General features: G+C 63.9%; 22 protein-coding genes. 7 read left to right on the top strand and 15 right to left on the bottom strand.

Translation table 11 applies throughout. The features are described from left to right. Positions 1 to 13 precede the first annotated feature (13 nt). Together purF and msrA are read right to left on the bottom strand one after the other, a co-directional pair. Positions 14 to 1,462, bottom strand: coding sequence for an amidophosphoribosyltransferase (purF, locus tag QU596_RS04950; RefSeq protein WP_308517527.1), 1,449 nt, complete (start codon positions 1,460 to 1,462; stop codon positions 14 to 16). A 96-nt stretch (positions 1,463 to 1,558) separates the two neighbouring features. Beyond that, positions 1,559 to 2,155, bottom strand: a complete 597-nt coding sequence (gene msrA, locus QU596_RS04945; RefSeq protein WP_308517526.1) for a peptide-methionine (S)-S-oxide reductase MsrA — start codon at positions 2,153 to 2,155, stop codon at positions 1,559 to 1,561. Positions 2,156 to 2,453: 298 nt separating this feature from the next. Here msrA and QU596_RS04940 point away from each other — a divergent pair, with 298 nt between their 5' ends. Then, complete coding sequence (locus tag QU596_RS04940; RefSeq protein WP_308517525.1) at positions 2,454 to 4,250, top strand: acyl-CoA dehydrogenase C-terminal domain-containing protein; 1,797 nt, start codon at positions 2,454 to 2,456, stop codon at positions 4,248 to 4,250. 15 nt (positions 4,251 to 4,265) lie between these two features. Here QU596_RS04940 and QU596_RS04935 read toward each other — a convergent pair whose 3' ends face one another. Beyond that, positions 4,266 to 4,676 carry a PilZ domain-containing protein gene (locus tag QU596_RS04935; RefSeq protein ID WP_308517523.1) on the bottom strand — a complete coding sequence of 137 codons (411 nt, stop codon included), beginning with the start codon at positions 4,674 to 4,676 and terminating at the stop codon, positions 4,266 to 4,268. Positions 4,677 to 4,979: 303 nt separating this feature from the next. Here QU596_RS04935 and QU596_RS04930 point away from each other — a divergent pair, with 303 nt between their 5' ends. The 3 genes from QU596_RS04930 to QU596_RS04920 all read left to right on the top strand — a co-directional run bounded on the left by QU596_RS04930 (position 4,980) and on the right by QU596_RS04920 (position 7,635). Beyond that, positions 4,980 to 5,504, top strand: a complete 525-nt coding sequence (locus QU596_RS04930; RefSeq protein WP_308517522.1) for a DUF4402 domain-containing protein — start codon at positions 4,980 to 4,982, stop codon at positions 5,502 to 5,504. 169 nt (positions 5,505 to 5,673) lie between these two features. Continuing rightward, the gene (locus QU596_RS04925) at positions 5,674 to 6,153 is read left to right on the top strand and encodes a hypothetical protein (protein ID WP_308517520.1); all 480 of its coding nucleotides are present in this window, start codon (positions 5,674 to 5,676) and stop codon (positions 6,151 to 6,153) included. Positions 6,154 to 6,312: 159 nt separating this feature from the next. After that, positions 6,313 to 7,635, top strand: a complete 1,323-nt coding sequence (locus QU596_RS04920; RefSeq protein WP_308517519.1) for a L,D-transpeptidase family protein — start codon at positions 6,313 to 6,315, stop codon at positions 7,633 to 7,635. A gap of 4 nt (positions 7,636 to 7,639) precedes the next feature. On the opposite strand, the gene QU596_RS04915 is transcribed toward QU596_RS04920, so the two are convergent. From QU596_RS04915 to QU596_RS04890, 6 genes are all read right to left on the bottom strand, one after another. Next, complete coding sequence (locus QU596_RS04915; RefSeq protein WP_308517518.1) at positions 7,640 to 10,321, bottom strand: putative bifunctional diguanylate cyclase/phosphodiesterase; 2,682 nt, start codon at positions 10,319 to 10,321, stop codon at positions 7,640 to 7,642. A gap of 108 nt (positions 10,322 to 10,429) precedes the next feature. Continuing rightward, positions 10,430 to 11,356, bottom strand: coding sequence for a cysteine synthase A (gene cysK / locus QU596_RS04910; RefSeq protein ID WP_308517517.1), 927 nt, complete (start codon positions 11,354 to 11,356; stop codon positions 10,430 to 10,432). Then, entirely contained in the window at positions 11,353 to 12,633 is a 1,281-nt protein-coding gene (locus QU596_RS04905) for an MFS transporter (RefSeq protein ID WP_308517516.1), read from the bottom strand. The genes cysK and QU596_RS04905 overlap by 4 nt, the downstream gene beginning before the upstream one ends. Positions 12,634 to 12,655: 22 nt before the next feature. Then, entirely contained in the window at positions 12,656 to 13,879 is a 1,224-nt protein-coding gene (locus QU596_RS04900; RefSeq protein WP_308517515.1) for a cation:proton antiporter, read from the bottom strand. Beyond that, entirely contained in the window at positions 13,870 to 15,036 is a 1,167-nt protein-coding gene (nhaA, locus tag QU596_RS04895) for a Na+/H+ antiporter NhaA (protein ID WP_308517514.1), read from the bottom strand. Before nhaA ends, QU596_RS04900 begins: the two co-directional genes overlap by 10 nt. 71 nt (positions 15,037 to 15,107) lie before the next feature. Continuing rightward, positions 15,108 to 15,992 (bottom strand): alpha/beta fold hydrolase, encoded by an 885-nt coding sequence (locus QU596_RS04890; RefSeq protein ID WP_308517513.1) that lies wholly within the window; start codon positions 15,990 to 15,992, stop codon positions 15,108 to 15,110. A 97-nt stretch (positions 15,993 to 16,089) separates the two neighbouring features. Between QU596_RS04890 and radA the strand changes: the two genes are divergently transcribed. Further along, on the top strand, positions 16,090 to 17,457 hold the full coding sequence (radA, locus tag QU596_RS04885; protein ID WP_308517512.1) for a DNA repair protein RadA: 1,368 nt from the start codon (positions 16,090 to 16,092) through the stop codon (positions 17,455 to 17,457). Here radA and QU596_RS04880 read toward each other — a convergent pair. After that, entirely contained in the window at positions 17,454 to 18,491 is a 1,038-nt protein-coding gene (locus QU596_RS04880; protein ID WP_308517511.1) for a glycosyltransferase family 2 protein, read from the bottom strand. The genes radA and QU596_RS04880 overlap by 4 nt on opposite strands. A 95-nt stretch (positions 18,492 to 18,586) precedes the next feature. Here QU596_RS04880 and QU596_RS04875 point away from each other — a divergent pair, with 95 nt between their 5' ends. Further along, positions 18,587 to 19,318, top strand: coding sequence for a class I SAM-dependent methyltransferase (locus QU596_RS04875; protein ID WP_308517510.1), 732 nt, complete (start codon positions 18,587 to 18,589; stop codon positions 19,316 to 19,318). A 6-nt stretch (positions 19,319 to 19,324) separates the two neighbouring features. On the opposite strand, the gene QU596_RS04870 is transcribed toward QU596_RS04875, so the two are convergent. From QU596_RS04870 to QU596_RS04855, 4 genes are all read right to left on the bottom strand, one after another. Then, positions 19,325 to 19,447, bottom strand: coding sequence for a hypothetical protein (locus tag QU596_RS04870; protein ID WP_308517509.1), 123 nt, complete (start codon positions 19,445 to 19,447; stop codon positions 19,325 to 19,327). Next, positions 19,444 to 19,869, bottom strand: a complete 426-nt coding sequence (locus QU596_RS04865; protein WP_308517508.1) for a hypothetical protein — start codon at positions 19,867 to 19,869, stop codon at positions 19,444 to 19,446. The genes QU596_RS04870 and QU596_RS04865 overlap by 4 nt, the downstream gene beginning before the upstream one ends. 61 nt (positions 19,870 to 19,930) lie before the next feature. Then, positions 19,931 to 20,326, bottom strand: coding sequence for a GFA family protein (locus QU596_RS04860; protein ID WP_308517507.1), 396 nt, complete (start codon positions 20,324 to 20,326; stop codon positions 19,931 to 19,933). Between the two features lie 12 nt (positions 20,327 to 20,338). Then, the gene (locus QU596_RS04855; RefSeq protein ID WP_308517506.1) at positions 20,339 to 21,532 is read right to left on the bottom strand and encodes a thiolase family protein; all 1,194 of its coding nucleotides are present in this window, start codon (positions 21,530 to 21,532) and stop codon (positions 20,339 to 20,341) included. 105 nt (positions 21,533 to 21,637) lie between these two features. On the opposite strand from QU596_RS04855, the gene QU596_RS04850 reads away from it, so the two are divergent. After that, on the top strand, positions 21,638 to 22,789 hold the full coding sequence (locus QU596_RS04850) for an acyl-CoA dehydrogenase family protein (protein WP_308517505.1): 1,152 nt from the start codon (positions 21,638 to 21,640) through the stop codon (positions 22,787 to 22,789). Positions 22,790 to 23,079: 290 nt separating this feature from the next. Here the strand turns inward: QU596_RS04850 and QU596_RS04845 are convergent, their stop codons facing one another. After that, positions 23,080 to 25,152, bottom strand: a complete 2,073-nt coding sequence (locus QU596_RS04845; RefSeq protein WP_308517504.1) for a M13 family metallopeptidase — start codon at positions 25,150 to 25,152, stop codon at positions 23,080 to 23,082. Positions 25,153 to 25,254 lie beyond the last annotated feature (102 nt).

The following is a 25,254-nucleotide window of genomic DNA, read 5'->3' as shown; positions in this document are numbered from 1 at the left end:
GGCTGTTAGCCGCTTAGCGGCTGGCAACCAATGAAAGCGCTGACGGTCCTTCGCGCTCGACCAGATCGGTCAACGTCGTCGGATAAGCACCGGTGAAGCAGGCATCGCAACGTTGCGGCTGCGCGGCATCCCGTTCCTGACCCAAAGCGCGATACAGTCCCTCGATCGAAATAAAGGCAAGGCTGTCGGCGTTGATGTAGTCGCGCATCTGCTCGACGCTCATCTGCGCCGCGAGCAACTTGGCGCGCTCCGGCGTGTCGACGCCGTAGAAGCAGCTGTTCTTGGTCGGCGGCGAGGCGATGCGCATGTGCACTTCGCGGGCGCCGGCGTCGCGCATCATCTGCACCAACTTCACGCTGGTGGTGCCGCGCACGATCGAATCGTCGACGAGCACGATGCTCTTGCCGTCGACCAGCGCGCTGTTTGCGTTGTGCTTCAGCTTCACCCCGAGGTGGCGGACTTCCTGGCTCGGCTGGATGAAGGTGCGCCCGACATAGTGCGAGCGGATGATGCCGAGCTCGAATGGGATTTGGCTGGCTTGAGAAAAGCCGAGCGCCGCCGGGACGCCGCTGTCCGGCACCGGCACGACATAGTCGGCCTCGACCGGCGCCTCGCGCGAAAGCTCGGCACCGATGTTCTTGCGGACTTCGTAAACGGACATGCCTTCGGCGATCGAATCCGGTCGTGCGAAATAGATGTGCTCGAACACGCAGGGCCGCGGCGCCTTCGCCTCGAAGGGACGGAAGGAACGAATGCCCGAACCGTTGACGAGGATCAGCTCGCCTGGCTCGACGTCGCGAAGGAAGCTGGCACCGACTACGTCGAGCGCCACGGTTTCACTGGCGAAAATCGTCGCTTCGCCGAGCTTTCCCATGACCAGCGGACGGATGCCGAGCGGATCGCGGCAGGCGACGAGACCTTCCTCGGTGAGAACGACCAGCGCATAGGCACCTTCGACCTGCTTCAGCGCGTCGGTCAGGCGATCGAGCGTCGTCGTTCGCTTCGATGTCGCGACCAGGTGAATGATGACTTCGGTGTCGCTGGTGGACTGGAAAATCGACCCGCGGCGGTTGAGCGTGCGACGCAACTTCATCGCATTCGAAAGATTGCCGTTGTGCGCAACGGCAAAACCGCCTTCGGACAATTCGGCAAAAAGAGGCTGCACGTTACGCAGCGCCGTCTCACCCGTGGTCGAATAGCGGACGTGACCGATACCGGAACGCCCGCCCAACCGACGCATCACCTCATCGCGATCGAAATTGCCCGCGACATGACCCATCGCGCGGTGCGAATGGAAATGGCTGCCATCGAAGGTGGTGATGCCCGCCGCTTCCTGGCCGCGATGCTGCAAGGCGTGAAGGCCCAGCGCGACGAAGCTCGCCGCATTGTCGGCGCCCCAGATACCAAAGACGCCGCACTCCTCGCGCAGCTTGTCGTCATCGAACGGATTGGTCGTCAGCATGTCTCCGGCCTCTGCTGGCGGCGTGGAATCGCGATATAGGGTGGACGGGCGGACTTGTCGCCCCCAGCCAACCCGGCGTGAAAACTTTTCGCCGCGCTAAGCGCGGTAGAAAGCGGGAAATTTCTTCTTGAGCGCGACCACCTTCGGGCGATCGTTGATCACGATGTACGGATAGGTCGGGTTCTTGCGCGCGAAGTCCTGATGATAGGCTTCCGCCGGATAAAAACCACCCTTTTCGATTTTTGTCGCGATGGGCGCCTTGAAGATGTGCGCGCCGTTGAGCCGGCTGATGAAGGCGCGGGCGAAGGCGGCCTGTTGCGGCGATTGCGGGAAGATGGCCGATCGGTAGCTGGGGCCGGTGTCCGGGTCCTGCCGGTTCACCTGCGTCGGATCATGCGCGACGGTGAAATAGATTTGCAGCAGCTGGGCATAGCTGACCTTCGACGGGTCATAGGTAATCTTCACGGCCTCGGCATGGCCGGTGCTTTCGCTGCTGACCTTGTCGTAATTCGCGTCCTTCGCACTGCCCCCGGCGTAGCCAGACACGACGTTGGTGACGCCCTTCACGTGCTCGAATACGCTTTCCATCCCCCAGAAGCAGCCGCCGGCCAGCACGGCGGTTTCGGCTTTCGCCTGAGCGGGGGCGGCGGCGCCAAGCGCAAGAATGGACAGCAGAATGAAGCGCGATTTCATAGGGAATCTCCTGGCTGCCCGTTTATCTTCTCGTCGATTAACGGCGTCTGCACCTGCCGATAGCCGGTGGCTGCGTGTTACCCAGAATGCGTGAAACCGAAGGGTCCTCTACTTCCTCCACTTTGTGACCTTTGCCGGAATGACAACGCAAATCCCCCTGATCGCGCACGCTGCTAAACAAGGGGCGAGGAATTAGGCACAGAGCTTGCCCTGTAGGACAGCATTTTTCACCGACCATCGTCCCGCTGGACGTTGTGCAAATCGCGCGGCAAAGACGCTGCTGACACGGAGGTAAGCAATGCCCACCTACACCGCGCCCGTTCGCGACACGCAGTTCATCCTTAACGACGTGCTGGACATTGGCCGCTATTCGAACCTGCCGGGCTTCGCCAATGCGACGCCGGACCTGGTCGACGCGATTTTGGAAGAGGCGGGCCGCTTCGCCGCCGAAGTGTTGCAACCGCTGAACCGCGTCGGCGACGAGGTTGGGTGCAAGCGTAACGATGACGGCTCGGTCGTGACCCCGCCGGGATTCAAGGAAGCGTACGATCAGTTTGTCGAGGCTGGCTGGCCGACGCTGACAGGTCCGGAGGAATATGGTGGGCAGGGGCTGCCGCAGGTGGTCGGTACCGCGGTCACCGAATATATCCTTTCGGCTAACCACAGCTTCGAGATGTACCAGGGGCTGACGTCTGGCGCGATTGCCTCGCTGCTGGTCAAGGGCAGTGACGAGCTGAAGCAAAAGTTCGTGCCGACGATGATTACCGGCAAATGGACCGGAACAATGAACCTGACCGAGCCGCACTGCGGCACGGACCTCGGCCTTCTCAAGACCAAGGCCGAGGAGAATCCTGACGGCAGCTACTCGATCACCGGCACAAAGATCTTCATTTCGTCGGGTGAGCATGACCTGGCCGAAAACATCATCCACCTCGTCCTCGCCAAGCGGGCCGGGGCGCCGGACAATGTGAAGGGCATCTCGCTGTTCGTGGTGCCGAAGTTCTTGGTCAACGACGACGGGTCGCTGGGCGAGCGCAACAAGCTGAGCTGCGGCGCGCTCGAAAAGAAGATGGGCATTCACGGCAACGCGACCTGCGTCATGAACTACGACGGCGCCAAGGGCTGGCTGGTCGGCGAGCCCGAGAAAGGCCTGGCGGCGATGTTCATCATGATGAACGCGGCGCGGCTCGGTGTCGGCCTGCAGGGCCTCGCGCAGGGCGAGGTCTCCTACCAGAATGCGGCTGCCTACGCGCGCGAGAGACGGCAGAGCCGGGCTTTGAAGCAGAGCGACCGCGAGGAAGGCGCCAAGGCCGACCCGATCATCGTCCACCCGGACGTCCGCCGAATGCTGATGGAAGCCAAAGCCTGGAACGAGGCGGGGCGCGCGCTGGTGCTGTGGGGCGCGCTGCAGGTCGACCTGATGCGTCGCTCGCAGGACGAGGCGGAGCGGCAGCAGGCCGATGACCTGCTCGGGCTGATCACGCCGGTCATCAAGGGATACCTGACGGACAAGGGGCTTCAGGCGGCAGTATACGGCCAGCAAGTGCTGGGCGGCCACGGCTACATCCGTGAATGGGGGATGGAGCAGTTCGTCCGCGACGCCCGCATTTGCCAGATTTACGAGGGCACGAATGGCATCCAGGCGATGGACCTCGTCGGCCGCAAGCTGCCGAAGGACAACGGGCGCGCGGTTCGTGCATTCTTCGAGCTGGTCGGACGCGACATTGCGGAAGCCAAGCAGGGCGGTGACCCGTCAGGTGTTGCCGCTGCTCTAGAACCCGCTCTGCAGGATCTACAGGCCGCCACGATGTGGTTGGCGCAGAATGGCATGGCCGATCCGAACAATGCCGGCGCAGGCGCTTATGCCTATATGGATCTGATGGGTCTTGTCAGCCTCGGCTGGATGTGGGTGAAGCTGGCAGCGGCGTCCAAGCGGGCACTCGATGCGGGCGAGAGCGACAAGCTCTTCCACGAGGCCAAGCTGGTGACCGCGGAATTCTATGCGAAGCGCGAATTGCCGATGTCCGGCGCGTTGCGAAAGAAGATCGAGGCCGGCGCCGAAACGCTGATGAAGATCCCCGCCGAAGTTTTCTAGCGCGGGGACAGCGGCTCAGTCGAAGACAGCGACGGGTGCCGAGGTTGCCCAGAGTTCGAGCATCTTGCGATCGGCTTCGCTGAGTGGCTGGCAGGCAAGACCCGGCCGGCGGAAATTCGCGTCGAACTTCTGTCTCGGCTTGGGCACCTGGCGAAGCAGTTCCTCGCGCTCGAGCTCCCGATCAAACGCGACTCCGGCAAGCCGTCCCTGAACCCAGACAATTCGGCCGCTGACCGTCAGGTCGTTGCGGCGGAAGGTGGTCAGCGTTCCATCATGCGGAAGCTTGGCGCCTTCGATCAATGCGCCTTCTGAGGAAAGATTGCGTACCACGACGGACGCGGGCGCTCCGTCAACTTCGATCTGCGCGCTTAACAGCAGCGGAGAGCGCTTGGAACGCCGGTTCTGTGAAATGCTGCTCTGGTCCATCACGGACTTACTTAGTCGAAATGAGTAAACGGTTGATTTAAGCTTCGCCTCACATTTCGCGCGCTGGGCTGAACCGCTACGCTTAGCGCGTTCTTTACCGTCCACGCGCTTGAATAAGCGGTTCGGTAAATTTCGCGTTTCCTCTCGCCCATGCATGCACCCGCGTGCTCGCGCGGACTATCCGCATGGCTCGGCAAGTACGGACGAAGAAGGTAAATTTTTCGGCAACCACAAGCTTTCAAGCCGTGTGAACGGGCTGCGATGCAAAGGGGCCCTCTCATCCTTCGATAGTGGGGAACCAAGATGCGTTTGAATGTTTGCCTCGCGGCGCTTGCCGCTACCTTTGTTGCTGCGACGCCGGCCATGGCCGCCTCGACCGCGACCGCGACCGCCAATGCGAAGGGCGTTGTGCTTCAGTCGCTGACGCTGAACTGGGTCAAGGACCTGGATTTCGGCACCGTCGCTTCTGACCCGTCGACCGGCGGCACCGTCGTCGTCAATTCCGACACCGGTGCTCGTTCGACGACCGGTGCGGTCGTTGCGCTCCCGGGTGCTTTCAACCGCGCCCAGTTCGACGGCTTTGCGTCGCCGAACGTCAACGTCCAGCTCACCCTGACGCAGCCCGCTGGTGGCGTGATCTGTAACGGCACGGGTTGCGTGAACACGATCGGCGCGGCGCTGTCGCTCGACCAGGGTGGCCTTACGACGCGCAGCACGGGCGGCACCGGTGCCTTCACCGTCAACGTCGGTGGTACGTTCACGCTGGCGGCTGCTCAGCCGGCCGGCCTGTACACGTCGCAGTTCGATCTGACGGCGGTCTATCCGTAAGTCGATCAAGACCAGAGGAAAGGGCGGTCGCGACTTGGTCGCGGCCGCTTTTTTTATGCGCGGTTCATCTCCGAGCGGTGAATCGATAGCCTAGCGCGGTGGATGCTGCGCCGCCCCGCCCACCCAAACGTTTTGTCGACAGGTCCTCCAGTGGAGAAGAATCATGTCGATGATGAAGAAACTAGCGATCCTTGGTGCCGGCGCCGCGGCGATTGCGGCAACCAGTCCTGCTTCTGCGCAATATTACCAGCGCGGCTATGCGCAGCCCTACGGCTATGCTCAGCCCTATGGCTATGCCCAGAACTACGGTTACATGAACACAAACGTCGCCACACAGCAGTGCACTGCGGCGGTGCAGAGCCGTCTTTATAACCGTCAGAACATCGGTGGCATCCTAGGCGTCCTGCTCGGTGCCAACACCAGCGGCCGGGTGCTGTCGGTGACGCAGGTAACGCCACGCAACAATGGCCTCGTCCGTGTCCGCGGGCTCGCCAGTAGCGGGCGCTATGCGAACAACGGTTATGGCCCTTATGGCGTCGGAGCGTATGGCGCCGTCGGTTACGGCTATGCAAATGCCGCTGACCTTAGCTTCCGCTGCGACGTGGCGCCCAATGGCCAGATCTATAGGGTGGACATCAACCGCCGCTAAGCGGTTATTTTAGCAAAAGAGACGGAGCGCCGGCCCCGCCGGCGCTCCTCTTTGCATGCGGTTCAGCCGCCGGTCAGCGGCAATGGGGTGTAACCGCGCGACGACACGTGCGTTGGGCACGTTGCGCGGAGAGAACCGCGCCCATAACAAGGGATCCAGATGGTTAAGTTCACGCGCGGCCGGATGCCGCTTCGCAACATCGTGGCCGGTCTGGGGATCGCGCTTGCCGCCGCTCCGGTGACGGTTGCGACGACCGCCAGCGCTCGGACGGCGGACCCGTCCGCTTCGAGCGAGATTGCGAATTTCTACCGGGCACGGGGCGGGGCCTCGCTGTGGTTCGCTCCCAACTCCGGAAATGCCGCGCCCGCGTTGATTCAGCTCCTCGCGACGGCCCAGGCGGATCGGCTGAACCCGAAGAACTACAATGTTCGGGGACTAACCCGCGCTTTGGCGGACGCGCGGTCCGGCAACCCTGCGGCCCGCCAGCGGGCCGAACTCCTGTTCAGCCAGGAATTCGTGAGTTACGTGCGCGACTCTCGCCACGATCCGCAAATTGGGATCGTCTACGTCGACCGGGAGCTGAAACCCGCCCCGCCGAGCGCAATCGAAGTGCTCAATTCGGCGGCGCAAGCCCCGTCCTTGGCCGACTATGTCCAGCAGATCGGGTGGATGAACCCGATTTACGCCAAGCTGCGACAGGCGATTGCGAGCCGGCTGTATCGCAATCCGGCGCAATACCAGGTCCTTCAGCTCAACCTGGAGCGGGCACGGGCGCTGCCGGCCGGCAATGGGCGCTACGTGATCGTCAATCCGCCCGCCGCGCGCCTCTATATGTATGAAGATGGCCGCGTGGTGGACTCGATGCGGGTTGTCGCGGGCCGGCCCGACCTGATCGCCCAGACGCCGATGATGAACGCTTTCATCCGGTACGTGGCGTTGAACCCCTACTGGCATGCACCCGAGGACATCGCCGCGCGGAAGCTCGCGCCGAATGTGCTGAAGCGCGGCCGGGCCTATCTCAACGAAAAGGGCTACGAAATTTTGTCCAGCTGGGACAACCCGAAGGTAATTGACCCGATGTCGGTCGACTGGAAGGCCGTCGTCGCGGGGCGAGAGAAAGTTATCATGCGGCAAAAGCCGGGGCCGGCAAATTCGATGGGAAAAATGAAATTCATGTTTCCCAATGGCCAGGGAATCTGGCTTCACGATACGCCAGAACGCGAGAAGATCGAAGACGCCGGACGCCTTGAAAGCAACGGCTGCGTGAGGCTTGAAGACGCTGCCCGTTTTGCGCGCTGGCTGTTCAATGGCCATCCCCCGAGCGTCAAAGGCGCCCGCCCCGAGCAAAAGGTCAACTTGCCGGTGCCCGTGCCCGTCTATCTGACTTATCTGACTGCGGTTCCGAGTGGTTCGTCGATCGTCTATTTCGACGATTTCTACGGCAAGGACCGGGCCCAGGGCCGGCAGATGGCGACGCGCTAGCGAGTCAGCCGGCGCGCCGCTCGGCGTGCCAGGAGGGCAGGGCGTTCGACGGCTTCGCTTCCCTTCTGGGTGCGAGGCGGCCGAGGTCGAATTGGCCTTCGAACTGAATGCCGAACTGGTCGGCTTGCGACCACCGCACAATGCCCCGAACCGGGCCGACGCCTACAATATCGATGGTCAGCTCATCGCCAGGCGTCACCGGGACCTTGCATTCCGCAAGCGCGCCCATGGATGAAATGTTGCGGAGACGGAGTTCCACCATCTCGCCCTCCAGAAGAGCGATCGCGCGTCGCATCAGGCGGTGGCGCGGTTCTCGGACGCACGCGAAACCGGCAGCCTCCATCGTCACATTATTGGCGATGTGGCGCGCCGTCTCGGCGGGCTCCGGCTTACTGAAGATGTAGCCCTGCACCATGCTCACCCCGAGTTCACGAATGAGCTGCAGGTCGTCGTGGGTCTCGACGCCCTCGGCGCAGGTGTCCATTCCCAGCGTCTCCGCGAGCGTGACGATCGCTCGGATGATCGCCGCATTGCGGTTGGTGCTTGAAGCGGCGCCGCGCACGAAGCTTTGGTCGATCTTGATCTTGTCGAACGGTGCCTTCTTCAAATAGCCGAGCGAACTGTATCCCGTTCCGAAATCGTCGAGCGCTAGGCGCACCCCGATCGCTTTGAGCTTGGCGAAGGTTTCGTCGGTGGAGTCTCCATCGGCCAGGAAAACGCCTTCGGTGATTTCCAACTCGAGGCGCCCGGCGCGAACGCCTGTTTCCTTGAGTGTCGCCCGGACGAAATCGACGATCGCCGGATCGTTGAACTGCAGCGGTGACAGATTGACGGCGACCCGCACGCGGTCCGGCCAGTGCGCGGCTTCCTCGAGCGCTGTGCGCAAGACCCACGAGCCGATGGTGCCGATCAGGCCTGCCTCCTCGGCAAGCGGGATGAACTTTGCGGGCGAGATGGCACCGCGCTTGCCGTGGTTCCACCGCACGAGCGCCTCAAAGCCCGAGACCTCCTCGCCGGCCGCGTGGACGATAGGCTGGTAGTGGACTGCCAATTCACCGCGCTCGATGGCCTGCCGCAAATCGTTCTCGAGCAGCTGCCGCTCGGCGGCCTCGCTGTGCATCGATGGCTCGTAGAGCCGGTGCTTGCCGCGGCCCGCGCCCTTGGCGGCATAAAGCGCAAGGTCGGCGTTGCGGACGAGGGCGTCGGCGCTGGCGCGTTCCGGATCGCCAATCGCGATGCCGACCGACGCGCCGATCGTCACCTTGTTGCCTTCGATGCTGTAGGGCCGGGAAACCTGCTCGATCAGCGTCCGGGCGAGGGATTCCAGCAGGCCGATGTCGACCGCGCCCGGCAGCACCGCCTGGAATTCGTCGCCGCCGAGACGGCCGATTTGGCCGTGGTTGCCCATCACGGATTTCAGCCGCTCGGCGACTTCGCGCAGCAAGGCATCCCCAATGGGATGACCAAGCGTGTCGTTGACGTTCTTGAAGCGATCGAGATCGATCATGAACAAGGCGCAGCCCTTGCGGCGGTGCGCGGCGTTGCGCAGGGCCTCGTCCAGCGTCTGCCGCATCATGGCGCGGTTGGGGAGGCCGGTCAGTGAGTCGAAGCGGGCGAGACGCGAGATCTCGCGCTCGGATTTCCGCTGTTCGGTGAGGTCGGTGCCGATACCGCGGAAGCCGAGGAAGCGGCCACGCACGTCGAAGATCGGATTGCCCGACAACGACCAATGGACGTCCTGCTCGCTCGCCGGGCGAACGACCACGTCGGAGAATGGGAAGCGCGCCGAAAGATGGAAACCGAGGGTCTTGCGCTCCTCCATCACATCCGAACCGGTGTCGACGGAGAGCAGGTCGGTGAATTGGCGCCCAAGCAGTTCCGCGGGCTCGCATTCGAAATCGTCGGCAAGCTGGCGCGATACGTAGGACAACGTGCCCTGGGCATTGGTTTCCCAGAACCAGCCGCGCCCGCTATTTTCGAACTCGTTGATGAACTGAAGCGATTTGCGCGCCAGCGCGTCGAGCTTCATGCGCTCGCGGCCCGTCGCGATGATCTGCCGCGTCCCGGCAACACTGTAGGCGACCAGCACCAGCGAGAAGATTTCGACCCCGACGGCGACCAGCGGCGTGTCGGCGAGGACGACCGCCATCATTGCCGACACGATGGTATTGACCAGCGCTAAGGGGGGAGAACTGATCGAGACGATCGCTCCGATGCCGATGCCCGCGCACAAGATAACCTGGGTCGCTGAGATCTGTGCGGCGAACGCATCGTCGGCGACCGTCTGGCCGAACCACGTCCACAAGAGGCCGGCGACGACAAGATAGACGCATAGCCCGCGGACCATGGTCTGAGTCGCGATTTCGAAGCGCTCGCGGGTAATCAGCGCGAACGCCGCGGCGCCGTCGACGCAGAGCACAAGCGCGGCGGGAAGCAAGGGGTTATCGAGCGCGGGCATCCACTGCAGCGACCTCGAGAGGCAGAGGTAGCCGATGGTTACCAGGAGATGGGTGAACCCGAGCAGCAGCGCGAGGTGGTCGAGGCCGGCCACGCGCCATTCGGCAAGCTCGACCTCGTCGCTATGCTCTGGATTGCGGACGTCGAACCACAAGGTGTCGCGAATCGAGGGCCGCTCGCTAACCGAGTTGCTGGCTTCGATTTCGTTAGCGAACCTTGAGCGACGCATGATTTCTCGGATCTCCCGGCTCGCCCGAAACGCGCGCGAGCCCAGTAATCCAGAGTGTTTAGCATTACGCCGTTAACAGGCTCTTGAAGAAGCAGGGTTAAGCGCAGCTTAGCTTTCTTCGGGCAGGAAGTCAGGCACCGACAGATAGCGCTCGCCCGTGTCGTAGTTGAAGGTCAGGATGCGCGGCTTGTCGGCGAGTTCGGGCAGCTTTTGCTCGATCGCTGCCAAGGATGCGCCGGACGAAATACCAATGAGGATTCCCTCTTCGCTCGCAGCGCGGCGAGCCATTTCCTTCGCCTGACCGGCGTCGACGTCGATCACGCCGTCCAGCACCTCGCGGTTGAGGATGCTCGGGATGAAATTCGCGCCGAGGCCCTGGATTGGATGGGGCCCCGGAGGACCGCCTGTCAGCAGCGCAGACAAGGCCGGCTCCACCGCGAACACCTTCAGGTTGGGCCAGGCCTTCTTCAGGACTTCCGCGCAGCCGGTGATATGTCCCCCGGTGCCGACACCGGTGATCAAATAATCGGGCGGATTATCAGCGAAATCTTCGAGAATTTCCTGAGCGGTCGTGTTGCGGTGCACTTCGACGTTGGCGGGATTGTCGAACTGCCGGGGCATCCAGCTGCCGGGGTTCTCCGCGATTAGTTGCTCGGCCCGCTCGACCGCCCCTTTCATGCCCTTGGCCTTGTCCGTCAGCTCGAACTCGGCACCATAAGCGAGCATCAGGCGACGCCGCTCGACGCTCATGCTGTCGGGCATGACGAGGATCAATTTGTAGCCCTTGACCGCGGCGACCATGGCAAGGCCGATGCCGGTGTTGCCTGAGGTGGGCTCGATGATCGTTCCGCCGGGCTTGAGCTTGCCGCTGCGCTCCGCGTCCTCGATCATCGCCAGTGCGATGCGGTCCTTGATCGAGCCGCCGGGGTTGGCGCGTTCAGACTTGACCCAGACTTCCGCGCGATCGCCGAACAGTCGATTGAGCCGGATAACCGGAGTCTTGCCGATCGTCTCGAGGATGTTGGCGGCCTTCATGCGCTGATCTCCTTTGCGGGGGTGGCGTCCAGATTGGGGGCCTCGAAGGTCCGTGCAAGGCGCAATTCCGGGAATATTCGCGACCAGGCAATAACAACGAGGATCGCGCCGATGCCGCCGCCGACCACCGCCACGACGGGCCCGACTAGAGCGGCGAGAAAACCGCTTTCGGCTTCGCCCATCTCGTTCGAGGCGGATATGAAGAGCGTCGACACGGCCGCCACGCGGCCGCGCATGGCGTCGGGTGTGTAAAGCTGGATCAGCGACTGGCGGACGTACACGCTGAGCATGTCGGCGGCGCCGAGCAGCGCCAGGCAGAGGAGACTGAGCGGCATGGATCTCGACAGCCCGAATATGATGGTCGCCCCGCCGAAGACGCCGACGGCGGTCAGCATCTTCACGCCGACATTGTGCTTGAGCGGCCGGAAGGCGAACCAGATGGCGGTGAGTGTGGCACCCACGGCAGGCGCGGCACGGAGGTGGCCAAGCCCCTCTGGCCCCGCATGAAGGATGTCGCGGGCGAATACCGGAAGCATGGCCGTGGCCCCGCCCAACAGCACCGCGAACAGGTCGAGGCTGATCGCGCCGAGCACGAGGCGGTTCTGGCGAACGTAGTGCAGGCCATCGACCACCTGCTTCCATGGAGAGCGGGTGCGGTCGATCTCCGGCTTGGCGATGACGGGCAGTAGCAAGAGGCAAAAGAGCGACGTCGCGAACAGGACCGCGCTAGCCTCGTAAGGCGTCTGCGGGCTGACAGCGTAGAGATAACCGCCGAGCGCTGGACCGAGGATCGTGCCCACCTGCCAAGCGATCGAGGACAATGCGATTGCGCGGGGCAGAATGTCGCGCGGAACGAGGTTGGGAGCGAGCGCACCGAGCGCAGGTCCGGCAAAGGCACGGGCGACGCCGAGCAGCGCGGCGATTGCGTAGAGGAATGGCAGGCTGTTCCATTGGGCATGCGCGTGCCAGGCCAAGGCGACCGCGCAAATCAGCTCCAGCGAGACCGAGGCGCGCGCGATCCAGCGGCGGTCGACGCGGTCGGCGGTCCAGCCCGCGATCAGGCTTAGGGCGAACAACGGCACGAACTGCGCGACGCCGATCAGGCCAAGCTGGAGCGAGGCGTCGCGCACGCTCATTTGATGAATGGACCGGGCGATGTCGTAGACCTGCCAGCCGATGACGATGACCATCGCCATTTGCGCGATCGTCGCGGAAAAGCGCGCTACCCAATAAGCGCGGAAAGCGGGAATTCGCAGCGGTTCGGGGAGGAAGCTCACCCTAGCCGCGTAGCCAGCGGGTCTAGCCGGAGCAACGCCCTTCCTGGTCATTGACACCACATTCGATCCCGAGCCTACGGACCAGCTTGGGCATCGTGAGGCCCTGAACGAAGAGGGAGAAAGCGACCACGATAAAGGTCGTAAGGATAATCGCCGTGCGCTCGGGAACCGGGGGCAGCGCAAGTGCTAGGGCAAGGGCCAGCGCCCCGCGCAGCCCTCCCCAGAACAGAATGTGCTGGTAGCGCATTGGAACGGCGAGGTGCGTTCGCGTGAACACGGCGGAAAGCGGGTAAACAGCCGCGACTCGACCGAGCAGGACAAGAGCGATCGCGACGGCCGCCGTCGTGAAATTCAGCAAACCGAGAGGAGTCGTTGCCTCGTTCATGCCGATCAGCAGGAAAACGAACGAATTGGCAAGGAACGCGAAGAAATCCCACGCGTCCATCAGATGCTGCCGCCCTTTGTGCGAAATTGCGCCCATCCATCCAATGTTGCCGATGACCAGACCGGCCGTGAGCGACGCCAGCACACCTGATGCGTGAAGATGTTCGGCTAGTAGAAACGACCCATAAGCCGCAATTGTGCTCAGGGTGATCTCGACCAGATGATCGCTGGTGCGTCCCGCCATCATCAAGATCGCACCACTCGTGGCGGCGCCGATCAGCACACCGCCGCCCAGCGTCCAGGCAAAATTTCCCGCGATCGAAAGCGCCGAAGTAGTCTCGCTCGACGCGACAATTCCGAGCAGCACCGAGAAGGCGACCGCTACCACACCGTCGTTGAGCAGGCTTTCCGACTCGACCAACAGGCTGAGCCGCGGCTCTACCTTCATCTCACGGAATGACGCGATGACGCTGACGGGGTCAGTCGCCGCGATCAATACGCCGAACAGCGCTGCGCCCAGCCAGGACCAAGAGAGAAAATAGTGCATCCCGCCAGCGACGACGGCGGCGGCAAAAGCTACTCCGAGGAACGCCAATAGCAGGGTAACGGGCATTTCCCGGCGAAACTCCTTCCACCGGAGCTGCAACGCTGCTTCAAAAACCAACGGCGGCAGAAAGATATTGAAGATGAGGTCGCGCGATAGGGGGACCGTCGGCACATTCGGCAGTGACGCGATGCCGATGCCGGCTGCCGCAAGCCCGACCGCGTAGGGCCAGCCAAAGCGCCGGGTCAGCATGGCGATCAGGCAAGCGATGATCAGCAACGCACCGATTGGCGCGAGCGCGTTGCCACTCAGTTCCATGAGGGCGGAACCGGAATTTTGGCCCTTGGCGAAGAAGGCTTCAAGAGAACGGCAACGCCTAGCAGAGCCGAGGCCACGGAGCCGGCGAGGACGCCGAGCTTCACCCCACCCTGGAGCTCCGCCGCCTCCGGAAACGCGAGGAGGCCGATGAACAGGCTCATGGTGAAGCCGATCCCGCAGAGGACGCTGACGCCATACAGCTGCCGCAACGAGGTTCCTTCGGGACGCGGCGCCCAGCCCAGCTTGATCGCCCCCCAGGTCATTGAAAAAACGCCAAGCTGCTTGCCGACGAAAAGCCCGATGGCGATGCCCATTGGCACTTGGAGGGCAGCTCCCTCCAATCCGGCTACGCTCAACCTTACCCCGGCGTTGGCAAACCCGAACAGCGGCACGATGATGAAGCCCACCCACGGCTGCAGGAAGTGCTCCAGCTTGTGCAGTGGCGACGCGGCGTGATCCGGTTTCACGGGAATGGTCAGCGCCAGCAACACCCCTGCAATAGTCGCATGGACTCCAGATTCATGGACGAGGAACCACAAGACAGCGCCAAGCACGAGGTAGGGCGACAGGCGCGTGACGCCGAACCGGTTCAAGCTCCACAAGACGGCGATGACGAGTGTCGCGGAAGCGAGCCACAACGGCTGCAAGCCGGCAGTATATAGCAGCGCGATGATCGCGACGGCGCCAAGATCATCGATGATCGCCAGCGCGGTGAGGAAGAGTTTCAAGGATTTCGGTATCCGCGACCCCAACAAGGACAGGACGCCGAGTGCGAAAGCGATGTCCGTGGCCGTCGGCACGGCCCAACCACTTACGTTTTCGGGATAGTGCCGGTTGAACATCAGATAGATTGCGGCCGGAACGACCATGCCGCCGGCAGCCGCGAGGCCCGGCAGCACGCGTTGCGGCCAGGCCGAAAGCTCACCGCCAACGAATTCGCGTTTGATCTCCAGTCCGATGAGCAGGAAGAAGACGGCCATGGCGGCATCGTTGATCCAGTGCAGAAGGCTGAGCGGCCCCGCATGATGTTCAAGCGCCGCGAAGTAGGCCGGCGCTAACGGGGAGTTAGCAATAAGCAGCGCCAATGCGGCGGCGCCGATGAGCACCAGCCCGCTACCGCTTTCGCTTTCCAGCAATGAATGGACGAAGCGTTTCACGGGTGCGGGTTAGCCACCACGCACCGTCGGGAAAAGAGGGGGGAGCGATTTCTCGCTCCCCTCGCGATCGACTAGTAAGCGGCTTCGTCCTGGCGCTGTTCGGCCTGCTGGCCGACGGAGCCGGAGCCGGAGCCGCTGAGGAAGCTGACGAGGTCGTCGCACAGCCGTTCCTTGTCGGTGGCGAACAAGCCGTGCGCGCTGCCGTCATATTCGATCAGCTGGGCACCGGGCACCTGGTCGGCGACCACGCGGCCCGTGGCATTGATCGGCACCGTCTTGTCCGACGTCCCGTGGATGACGAGCGTCGGCACGCCGTCGAAGCTTTTCAGGTCAGGACGGAAATCCGTCGTCGCGAAGGCCTGGGCCGCGGCGAGCGTCGGACGCAGGCCAGCCAGCATCGATTGGCGCCAAGCGTTCATCAGAACGCCGTCGCTGACCGGATGCGAGACGACGCCAACACCGAAGAAGTCCTTGAAGAACGACTGGAAGAAGTCCTCGCGGTCCTTTTTCATGCCCTCGGTCATCTCGTCGAAAGTCGATTGAGGCACGCCGTTCGGATTGTCGTCGGTCTGCAGCATGTAAGGCACGACCGAGCTGATCAGCACGGCCTTGCTGACGCGGTTCTTGCCCTGTTTGGTGAGGAAGCGCACGACCTCGCCGCCGCCCATCGAGAAGCCCACCAGCGCCACCGGTTCCTGCACGCCGGCATCTTCGAGAACCGCCGTGACGTCGTCGGCGTAGGTGTCGTAATCGTGGCCGTCCCACGGCTGGTCCGAGCGGCCGAAGCCGCGACGGTCGGGGATGATGCAGCGCTTGCCGGCTTCGACGAGGCGCATGGCGGCGTCATCGAACGTGTCGCCGGTCAGCGGCCAGCCGTGCATCAGGACGACGGGATCGCCGCGGCCCCAATCCTTGTAATAAAGCTTGGTGCCGTCCTTGGCCTTTGCATAGGGCATTGAAAAAACTCCTGGATTGCCCGCCCCGCCGGACTGCTGAACGGATGGTATCGAAGGCGGTTGCGACCGTTGCTCAACCGTTTAGACCAGCTGCACGATGGCGAAGCCCAAGTCCCGATACGTCTGCCAGGCCTGCGGGTCGGTCACTTCCCGCTGGCAGGGTCAGTGCGCCGATTGCGCCGAGTGGAACACCTTGGTGCAGGAGAGCGCCGAGGTGTCGAGCATCTTCGCCGCCAAGCACAATCTGCAGGGCGGCGGCCGCGCAATTCCGCTGGTTGGGCTGGATACGCCGGCGGCTTTGCCGGAGCGGATGCCGAGCGGGCTCGCGGAATTCGACCGGGCGATCGGCGGCGGAATCGTGCCGGGGTCGGCGATGCTGGTCGGCGGCGATCCGGGGATCGGCAAGTCCACGCTGCTTCTGCAAGTGGCGGCGAAGCTGGCAAGTTCGGGGCGCCCCGTCATTTATGTCTCGGGCGAGGAATCAGCGGAGCAGGTGCGGTTGCGCGCGGTGCGGCTGGGGCTTGGCAGCGCGCCGGTGCGGCTGGCGGCGGCAACCTCCGTTCGCGACATCCTGACGACGGTGGGTGAGGGCGAGGCGCCCGCGCTGCTGATCATTGATTCGATCCAGACCATGCATTCGGACCTGATCGAAGGTGCGCCGGGCACGGTCAGCCAGGTGCGCGCGTCGGCGCAGGAGCTGGTGCGCTTTGCCAAGGAGCGCGGCGTAGCGATGGTGCTGGTCGGGCACGTCACCAAGGACGGGTCGATCGCGGGCCCGCGCGTGCTGGAGCATATGGTCGATACGGTGCTCAGCTTCGAGGGCGAGCGCAGCCACCAGTATCGCATCATGCGGGCCATCAAGAACCGCTTCGGCGGCACCGACGAGATCGGCGTGTTCGCGATGGAAGGGCAGGGGCTGACCGAGGTGCCCAACCCGTCGGCTTTGTTCCTGACGCACCGCGGCGAGCCGGTCAGCGGCACGAGCGTGTTCCCGGCGATGGAAGGTACGCGCCCGGTGCTGGTCGAGATTCAGGCGCTGACGGTGCGGCTGGCGACGGGCGCCACGCCGCGGCGTGCGGCAGTCGGCTGGGACAGCGGACGGCTGGCCATGATCCTGGCGGTGCTGGAGGCGCGCTGCGGGCTGAGCTTCGCGACGGCGGAGGTCTATCTGAATGTCGCGGGTGGTTATCGGCTGAGCGATCCCGCGGCGGACCTGGCGGTGGCCGCCGCGCTGGTGTCGGCGATGTCCGAGCGGCCCGTGCCAAGCGAGAGCGTGGTGCTTGGCGAGATCGCGCTGTCGGGCGAAATCCGTCCGGTCGCGCACATGGGGCTGCGGCTGAAGGAAGCGGCGAAGCTGGGGTTCGAGCAAGGCTGGGTGCCGAAGGGCGCGAAGGGTGCGGATGGTTTGCGGCTCAGCGAGTTCGCGAACTTGCGGCAGTTGGTCGATCAGATTCTCGGGCGCTAGCGAAACAGCTCCGATTCAATGCCCACGGTGTCGCGCACGACATAAAGCGGGCGCTGCTTGGTCTCGGTAAGGATGCGGCCGACATATTCGCCGAGCACGCCGAGCGAGATGAGCTGGATGCCGCCGAGGAACAGCACCGAGGTCATCAGCGACGCGTAGCCCGGGACCGGGTTGCCGAAGATCATCGTCTGGATCGTCAGCCACCCCGCGAAGCCAATAGCGAACAGGGCGACCAGCGCGCCGATATAGCTCCAGATGCGCAGCGGCACGGTCGACGCGCTGGTGATGCCGTCGAGGGCGAGTGTCCAAAGCTTCCAGTAGTTGAACTTGCTGGTGCCGGTCTCGCGCTCGGTGCGGTCATATTCGACGGCGGCCTGGCGGAAGCCCGCCCAGGCGAACAGTCCCTTCATGAAGCGGTTGCGCTCGGGCATTGCGCGGATGACGTCGACGACCTTGCGGTCCATCAGCCGGAAGTCGCCCGCATTCTCCGGGATTTTGTCGGTGGCGACCATGTTGTGGGCGCGATAATAGAGGCCGGCGGTGAGGCGCTTGGCGAAGCTGTCGCTCTGGCGGCAGCGGCGGACGCCGAACACCATTTCATGGCCTTCGCGCCATTTGGCGACCATCTCGGGCAGCACCTCGGGCGGGTCCTGCATATCGACGTCCATTGGGATGACGGCGTTGCCGCGCGCGTGGTCGAGGCCGGCGCTGAGCGCGGCTTCCTTGCCGAAGTTGCGCGACAGCGAGAGCGCGCGGACGCGGGGGTCCTCGAGGTTGGCGGCGACGATGGCGGCGAGCGTGGCGTCGGTGCTGCCGTCGTCAACGAACAGGATCTCCCATCCGGCGCCCTCGGCCGTTTCCTCGAGGATCGCACCGACGCGCTCGACGAAGGGCAGGATCGCCATTTCCTCATTCTTGACCGGGACGACGACCGTGAGGAGCGGCGCGACCATGCCGCGCTTGACCAGTTGGGCATGCAGGTCGCCCATCGCCGGTGATGGCGCGATCGCCAGTTTCTTCCGCTGAGCGGCCAACTTGTCCTCCCCTGTTGCTGGCGAAGCTAGGGCGGAATGGTTTACGAGACCTTTACCTGTTGTCGCGAAAGACGGAGCGGCAACGGGGGGAATGAATGGAACGCGCCGTCTTCGATCGCATGGCTGAACTGGACCAGCATCATTGGTGGTTCATCGCCCGCCGGCGCATCCTCGACAACCTGATCAGGCGGGTGGTTCGCCCGCCGCAGGACGCGCGCATCCTGGAAGTCGGGTGCGGGACCGGGCACAACATCCCGATGCTGAAGGCGTTCGGCTCCGTCGAGGCGAGCGAGCTCGACCATTCGGCGCGGACGCTGGCAAACGCGCGGCATCCGGGAACGGTCAAGGAAGCCAAGCTGCCCGACCTGTCGATGTTCGAGCGCAATGCCTACGACCTCATCGCCCTGCTCGACGTGCTCGAGCATGTGCCGGACGACCTCGCCTCGCTGCGAGCGATCCACCGACGGCTGAAGCCAGGCGGCGCATTGCTGCTGAGCGTCCCGGCAAACCCGTGGATGTGGAGCGCGCACGACGCGGCCCACCACCATTTCCGCCGATACACGCGTGCGCAGCTGGCCGACCTGTTCCTGCGTGCCGGGCTGGAAGTGCAGCTGCTGAGCTATTTCAACAGCCTGCTGTTCCCGCTGATCGCCGCCGCGCGGGCAGTGGGAAAGATGACCCGCCGCGAGAGCGCCGACGACCAGCTGCCGAGCAGGCCGGTCAACGGTGCACTGAAGCGGGTATTCGGCGCGGAGGCGGGACTGATCGGCCGGGTCCCGCTGCCGTTCGGCGTGAGCTTGGTCGCGGTGGTCCGCCGCCCGGCCTAAGCCGCCCTATTGATAGCCGCGTTCGTCCTTTCGTTCTTCGGTGGCCTCTTCCTGGGCCTGTTCCATCGCTTCTTCCTGTTCCGCGTCGGCGGGCTGTTGTTCATCGTCTTCGGGCGGGCGGGTGCTCATGCCGTGGCCTCCTGGTTCGTGGGGAGAAGTCGTCCAGTGTCGCGGTCGAGAGCGCGCGCGGTGAGGATGTCGGCGATCATCGCGCCGCCGACGAAGCCTAGCGCACCAGCCACCGCGCCTTTGCGGTCTGAGTCGCGCAGCGCGAGCCCAAGTGCAGTCGCATCCATGACATCGCCCGCCACACGGTTCCACATGGCCTTGGAGTCCGCGGGCTGACGCAGCGCCAGCACGCCCGCCGCAATCTCTCGAGCGCCGAAGGCCCGCAGCGTCTTGCGCGCTGTGCCACTGTCTTCAAGGCCGAGCCAGCGGGCAATCGGCCGTGCCGCGGCGATCTCGGCTAGTCCGAGCCCGATGCTGAAATAGCCCAGACCTTTGCTGGTGCGCTTGGCGCCAACCGCGCCGGTTTCTTTGTCCTCTGCCATCCCAAATCCTTTCGCGGGAGAAACCCGCGTGGCGGAGGGCGCGTTCCTAATGCTGTTGTGGTTAGTCCTCCGTCCGTCCCGGTCCCTCGCGATTGCCGGCGTAGGAGTGGGCGACACGGAACGGCGGCAGCCACGGCTCGCGGCGGACGGTCCAGCACTCATAAGTTGGCGTAAAGCGGCCGGGTTCGTCGAGCGCGCCGAGATGCACTTCCACCTCGTCGCCGAAGCGATTGAACACAGACCCGCCGCAAGTCGGACAGAAGTGTCGGCCCTCGTAGGCGCGCGTTTCGCCGGTGATGGTCATCGCATTCGCAGGGAACATCGCGGCGGCAAAGAATGTGGCGCCGTGATGCTTTCGGCAATCGAGGCAATGGCACAGGCCCACCCGGTTAGGATCGCCGGTGGCGACCACTTGAAGGCTACCGCAGAGGCAGCCACCAGTTACCTGAGCCGCCATGGTAATGGTCCGCTAGAGCAGCTCCACCGCCACCGCCGTGGCTTCGCCGCCACCGATGCAGAGGCTCGCTACGCCGCGCTTCAGGCCCTTGCCCTTTAGCGCGTTGATCAGCGTGACGAGGATGCGCGTGCCGCTCGCGCCGATCGGGTGACCAAGCGCGGTCGCGCCGCCGTGGACGTTGATCTTCTCGTGCGGGATGCCGAGGTCCTTCATCGCGAACATGGCGACGCAGGCGAACGCCTCGTTCACTTCCCACAGGTCAACGTCCGCAGCCTTCCAACCGGCCTTGTCGAGGACCTTGTTGATCGCGCCAATGGGGGCGACAGTGAACTGGGCGGGCTCCTGCGCATGCGCCGCGGTGGCGACGATGCGGGCTATGGGTTGGAGGCCCTTTTCATTGGCCTTGGACTCGCTGGTCAGCACGACCGCAGCCGCGCCGTCGGAGATCGATGATGACGTTGCCGCCGTGATCGTGCCTTCCTTGGCGAAAGCGGGCTTCAGCTGCGGGATCTTGTCCGGACGGCCGCGGCCTGGCGCCTCGTCGGTGTCGACCTGGGTCTCGCCGGCGCGGCTCTTGATCGTGACCGGCACGATCTCATCCTTGAAGCCGCCATTGTCGATGGCGTCCTTGGCGCGGCGCAGGCTTTCGATCGCGTAATCGTCCATCTGCTCGCGGGTTAGTTGATATTCGTCGGCGGTGCACTGGGCGAAGCTGCCCATCGCGCGGCCTTCCTCATAGGCGTCTTCGAGGCCGTCGAGGAACATGTGGTCATAGGCGGTGTCGTGGCCGATCCGCGCGCCCGAGCGATGCTTCTTGAGCAGGTAGGGCGCGTTGGTCATCGATTCCATGCCGCCCGCGACGATCACGTCGGCATTGCCCGTGCGGATCGCTTCGTCCCCCATGATCACCGTCTGCATACCGGAGCCGCAAACCTTGTTCACCGTCGTCGCCTGGACCGACTTCGGCAGGCCCGCCTTCAAGGCCGCCTGACGCGCCGGGGCCTGGCCGAGGCCGGCGGGCAGCACGCAACCCATGTAGATGCGATCGATGTCGTCGCCGCTGACGCCCGCGCGCTCGACCGCCGCCTTCACCGCCGTCGCGCCCAGCTCCGTCGCCGACACGCCGGCCAGCGAGCCCTGCATCGCGCCCATCGGCGTGCGGGCGATGGAAAGAATGACGGTGGGATCGGTTGCCTGGGTTGCCATGTGCTGAGCTCCGGAGTCGATTTGTTGCAGTGCACATAGGACCGCGGGCGCGGTTGTTCAAACGCGGCCCGCTCTGCTAGCGGCGCTGGTCAGGAGAGAAGACCAATGACCGAAGCAACGCTCGATTTCGACCTGGGCGAGATGGCCGACACGATCCGCGAAACGACGCGGCGGTTCACCAAGGACAAGATCGAGCCGATCGCCGCGGAGATCGACGCGACGGACGAATTTCCGCGCCAGCTATGGCCGCAGATGGGCGAGCTTGGCCTGCATGGGATCACGGTTGAGGAGGCGGATGGCGGACTTGGCCTGGGCTATCTCGAGCATGTCGTCGCGCAGGAAGAGGTGGCGCGCGGCTCGGCATCGGTGGGCCTCAGCTACGGCGCGCACTCCAATCTCTGCGTCAACCAGATCCGCCGCTGGGCGAACCCCGAACAGAAGCAGAAGTATCTGCCCAAGCTAATCAGCGGCGAGCATGTCGGCGCGCTGGCGATGAGCGAGGCGGGAGCGGGCAGCGACGTGGTCAGCATGAAGCTGAAGGCCGACAAGAGTGGCAACGGCTATCGCCTCAACGGCACCAAGTTCTGGATCACCAACGGGTCGGAGGCGGACACGCTCGTCGTCTACGCGAAGACTGGTGAGGGCAGCCGCGGCATCACCGCCTTCATGATCGAAAAGGGCATGGACGGCTTCTCGATCGGGCAGAAGGTCGACAAGCTCGGTATCCGCGGATCGCCGACCGCGGAGCTGGTGTTCGACGACTGCTTCGTGCCGCCCGAGAACATCCTCGGCGAGGAAAACAAGGGCGTCGAGGTGCTGATGAGCGGGCTCGACTACGAACGCACGGTGCTCGCCGGTTTGCAGCTCGGCATCATGCAGGCGTGCCTCGACACGGTCCTGCCCTACGTCCGCGAGCGCAAGCAGTTCGGCAAGCCGATCGGCAGTTTTCAGCTGATGCAGGCGAAGATCGCCGACATGTACGTCGCGCTGAATTCGGCGCGGGCCTACGTCTACCAGGTCGCGCGGGCTTGCGACGCCGGCAAGACGACGCGCTACGACGCGGCGGGCGCGATCCTGCTGGCGTCGGAGAATGCGGTGAAGGTCGCGAACGAGGCGGTGCAGGCGCTGGGCGGTGCCGGCTACACAAAGGACTGGCCGGTCGAACGTTATTACCGCGACGCCAAGCTGCTCGACATCGGTGCGGGGACGAACGAGATTCGCCGAATGCTGATCGGGCGCGAGGTCATCGGAGCTTAGGCGCTCAAAATATCGTCCGCATCGAACGATGCAGCCGCGCCGCCTAGAAGATTGTTTGGCACTTTTGGTGTGACCGGAACGCCATCGTCCAGGTCGCGACGACGTGGCTTTGGTCGGTCGAAGGTATCAAACCATATCGGCGGGGTGACTCCTCGTTTGAATAAGTACCACCGTCGTCGTGGCCTGCCGGAAAGGTCTGGCCTGGGCATTCCTCTTTCTTAACGGATGGTGCCGACGACGTCACGGGAGCAAATCCCGTGACTCCGCTTTGTCGTGGCGACCCAGCCAGCCTAGCCCCAGATTTTCACGCGCTTGTCGGGCGCGAGATAGAGTTTCTGCCCCGGCTTCACTTGGAACGCCGGATACCACGCATCCAGGTTGCGCACGGTCAGCGCACGAAATTGCTCCGGCGCGTGGCCATTGGTGAGAACGATCTGGCGCAGCGTTTCCGGCCGCGACTTCGTCGCCCACACCTGACCGTAAGCCAGGAAGAAGCGCTGGTCGCCGGTCAGCCCGTCCTTTGCCGGCAATTCTTTACCGCCAAGCGATGCGCGATAGGCGTCGTAGGACGCGCCAAGTCCGGCGACATCGGCGATGTTCTCGCTGAGCGTCAGCTTGCCGTTCACGTGTAGCCCGGGCAGCGCTTCATACTGGTCGAATTGCTGCGCGAGCGCGTCGCCGGCGGCGGTGAACTTCTTCAGGTCGGCCGGCGTCCACCAATTGCGGAGCGCGCCGGTAGAGTCGAACAAGGCGCCGCCATTGTCGAAGCTGTGGCTGATCTCGTGCCCGATGACGCTGCCGATTGCACCATAGTTGAAGGCGGCATCGGCGGCCGGGTCGAAGAACGGCTTGACCAGGATCGCGGCGGGGAAGTTCAGCGCGTTCTGGACTGGCAGGTTGACCGCGTTGACCAGCTGCGGCGGCATCCACCATTCGGCGCGGTCCATCGGCTTGCCGATCTTCGCGATCTGACTCTTATACGTCGCCAGCTGCGCGTTCTTCTGATTGGCGTAAGCGTTGTCGGCGGACAGCTGCAGCCCGGCGTAGTCGCGCCAGGTGTCGGGATAGCCGACGCCAACCACGATATTCTTCACCTTTTTCAGCGCCTCTGCCTTGGTCGACGGCGCCATCCAGTCGATGGCCTCAACGCGCTTTGCGAAAGCAGCCTTGATGTTGTCGACCATCTTCTGGATTTCGGCCTTCGACGAGGCCGGGAAATATTTGTCGACATAGGCCTTGCCGACCGCATCCTGCAGCTTGTTGCTCGTCTCGTTGAGCGCGAGGAGGTCCCGCGGCCGTTGCTGCGGCGTTCCGGCGAGCGTGGTGCCGAAGAAGGCGAAATTCGCGTCGCGGAAGGGCTTCGGCAGCACCTGCGCCTGCTGGTTGAGCTGGTGGAAGGCCAGCCAATCCTTCCAGTTCTGCAACGGCTCCGACCCCACCAGCGCGGCGAGCTTCGGGATCGAAGCAAAGTGATAGGCGTCGAACTTCTGGACGCTGCCGAGCTGCGCGGCGTCGAGCAGTGCCGCCCAGTCAAGGCCGGGGGCCTTCTGCTCCAGCTGCTGTCGGGTCCAGACCTGCGCGCCGTTGGCGAAGTCCTCGCTCTGCTCGCGCGGCTCGTGCGCCTTCGCGATCTTGGTCTCGAGATCCATGATCCGGCCCGCTGCCGCGTCGGCGTCGGCGTAGTTGGCGGCCTTCAGAATGGTCGCGATGTAGGCACGATACTTCGTGCGCGTGTCCGTCATCTTCGGATCGGCGGAGAGATAATATTGCGCGTCAGGCAGGCCGATGCCGCCCTGCATCAGGTAAGGCAGCGTTTCACCGGGCGTCGCGAGACCTTGGCTGACGAAGATGCCGAACAGGTTTTCTGTCTTGTAATTAGTCGCGTTGAGCGGGTCGGTGTCGGCGCGAATGTTGCTGCCGATGGCCGCGCTCAACTGCTTCTTGTCGGCAATGCGCGCGATGGCGTCGAGATCGGCCTTTGCGGGCGCTAGGCCAGCTTTGTCGATGGCGTCGGTGTTCAGGTAGGCGTTGTAGTAATTGGCGATCAGTGCATCGTTTCCGCTGGTCGGCTTCGCCTTCAGAATGTTGTCGAACAGCTCCTTGGTGTTCTTCTCGCGGATCTGGTCGGCCAGCCAGAAACCGCCAATGCGTGACCGGTCGGCTGGAATCTCCGTCTTCCAATTGCCGTTGGCATATTTGTACCAGTCGTCGCCCGGCACGGCGGTCTTGTCCATCCAGCCGAGTTCAAGCCCGATCTCCGAACCCGGTGCCTTCTGCTCAGTCGCGGCATTGCCCCCCGACTGCACGTGGCAGGCACTTAGTGCGAGCGCGGATGCAACGATGAGCAGGAGCGGCTTGGTCATGCGAAACCCTTTCAAGAGCGTGATTGCTGTTCCCTCAAGCGGCTGCTTTGCAAGGGCGCAAGCAGCGGCTAGGCCAGCCGCACGGCTTTTCGATGAACGGAC

This window comes from Sphingomonas flavescens, assembly GCF_030866745.1.
GTDB classification, from domain to species: domain Bacteria; phylum Pseudomonadota; class Alphaproteobacteria; order Sphingomonadales; family Sphingomonadaceae; genus Sphingomicrobium; species Sphingomicrobium flavescens.
Note: the sequence above shows the minus strand (reverse complement) of the source record. Positions and strands in the feature narration are given on the sequence as shown.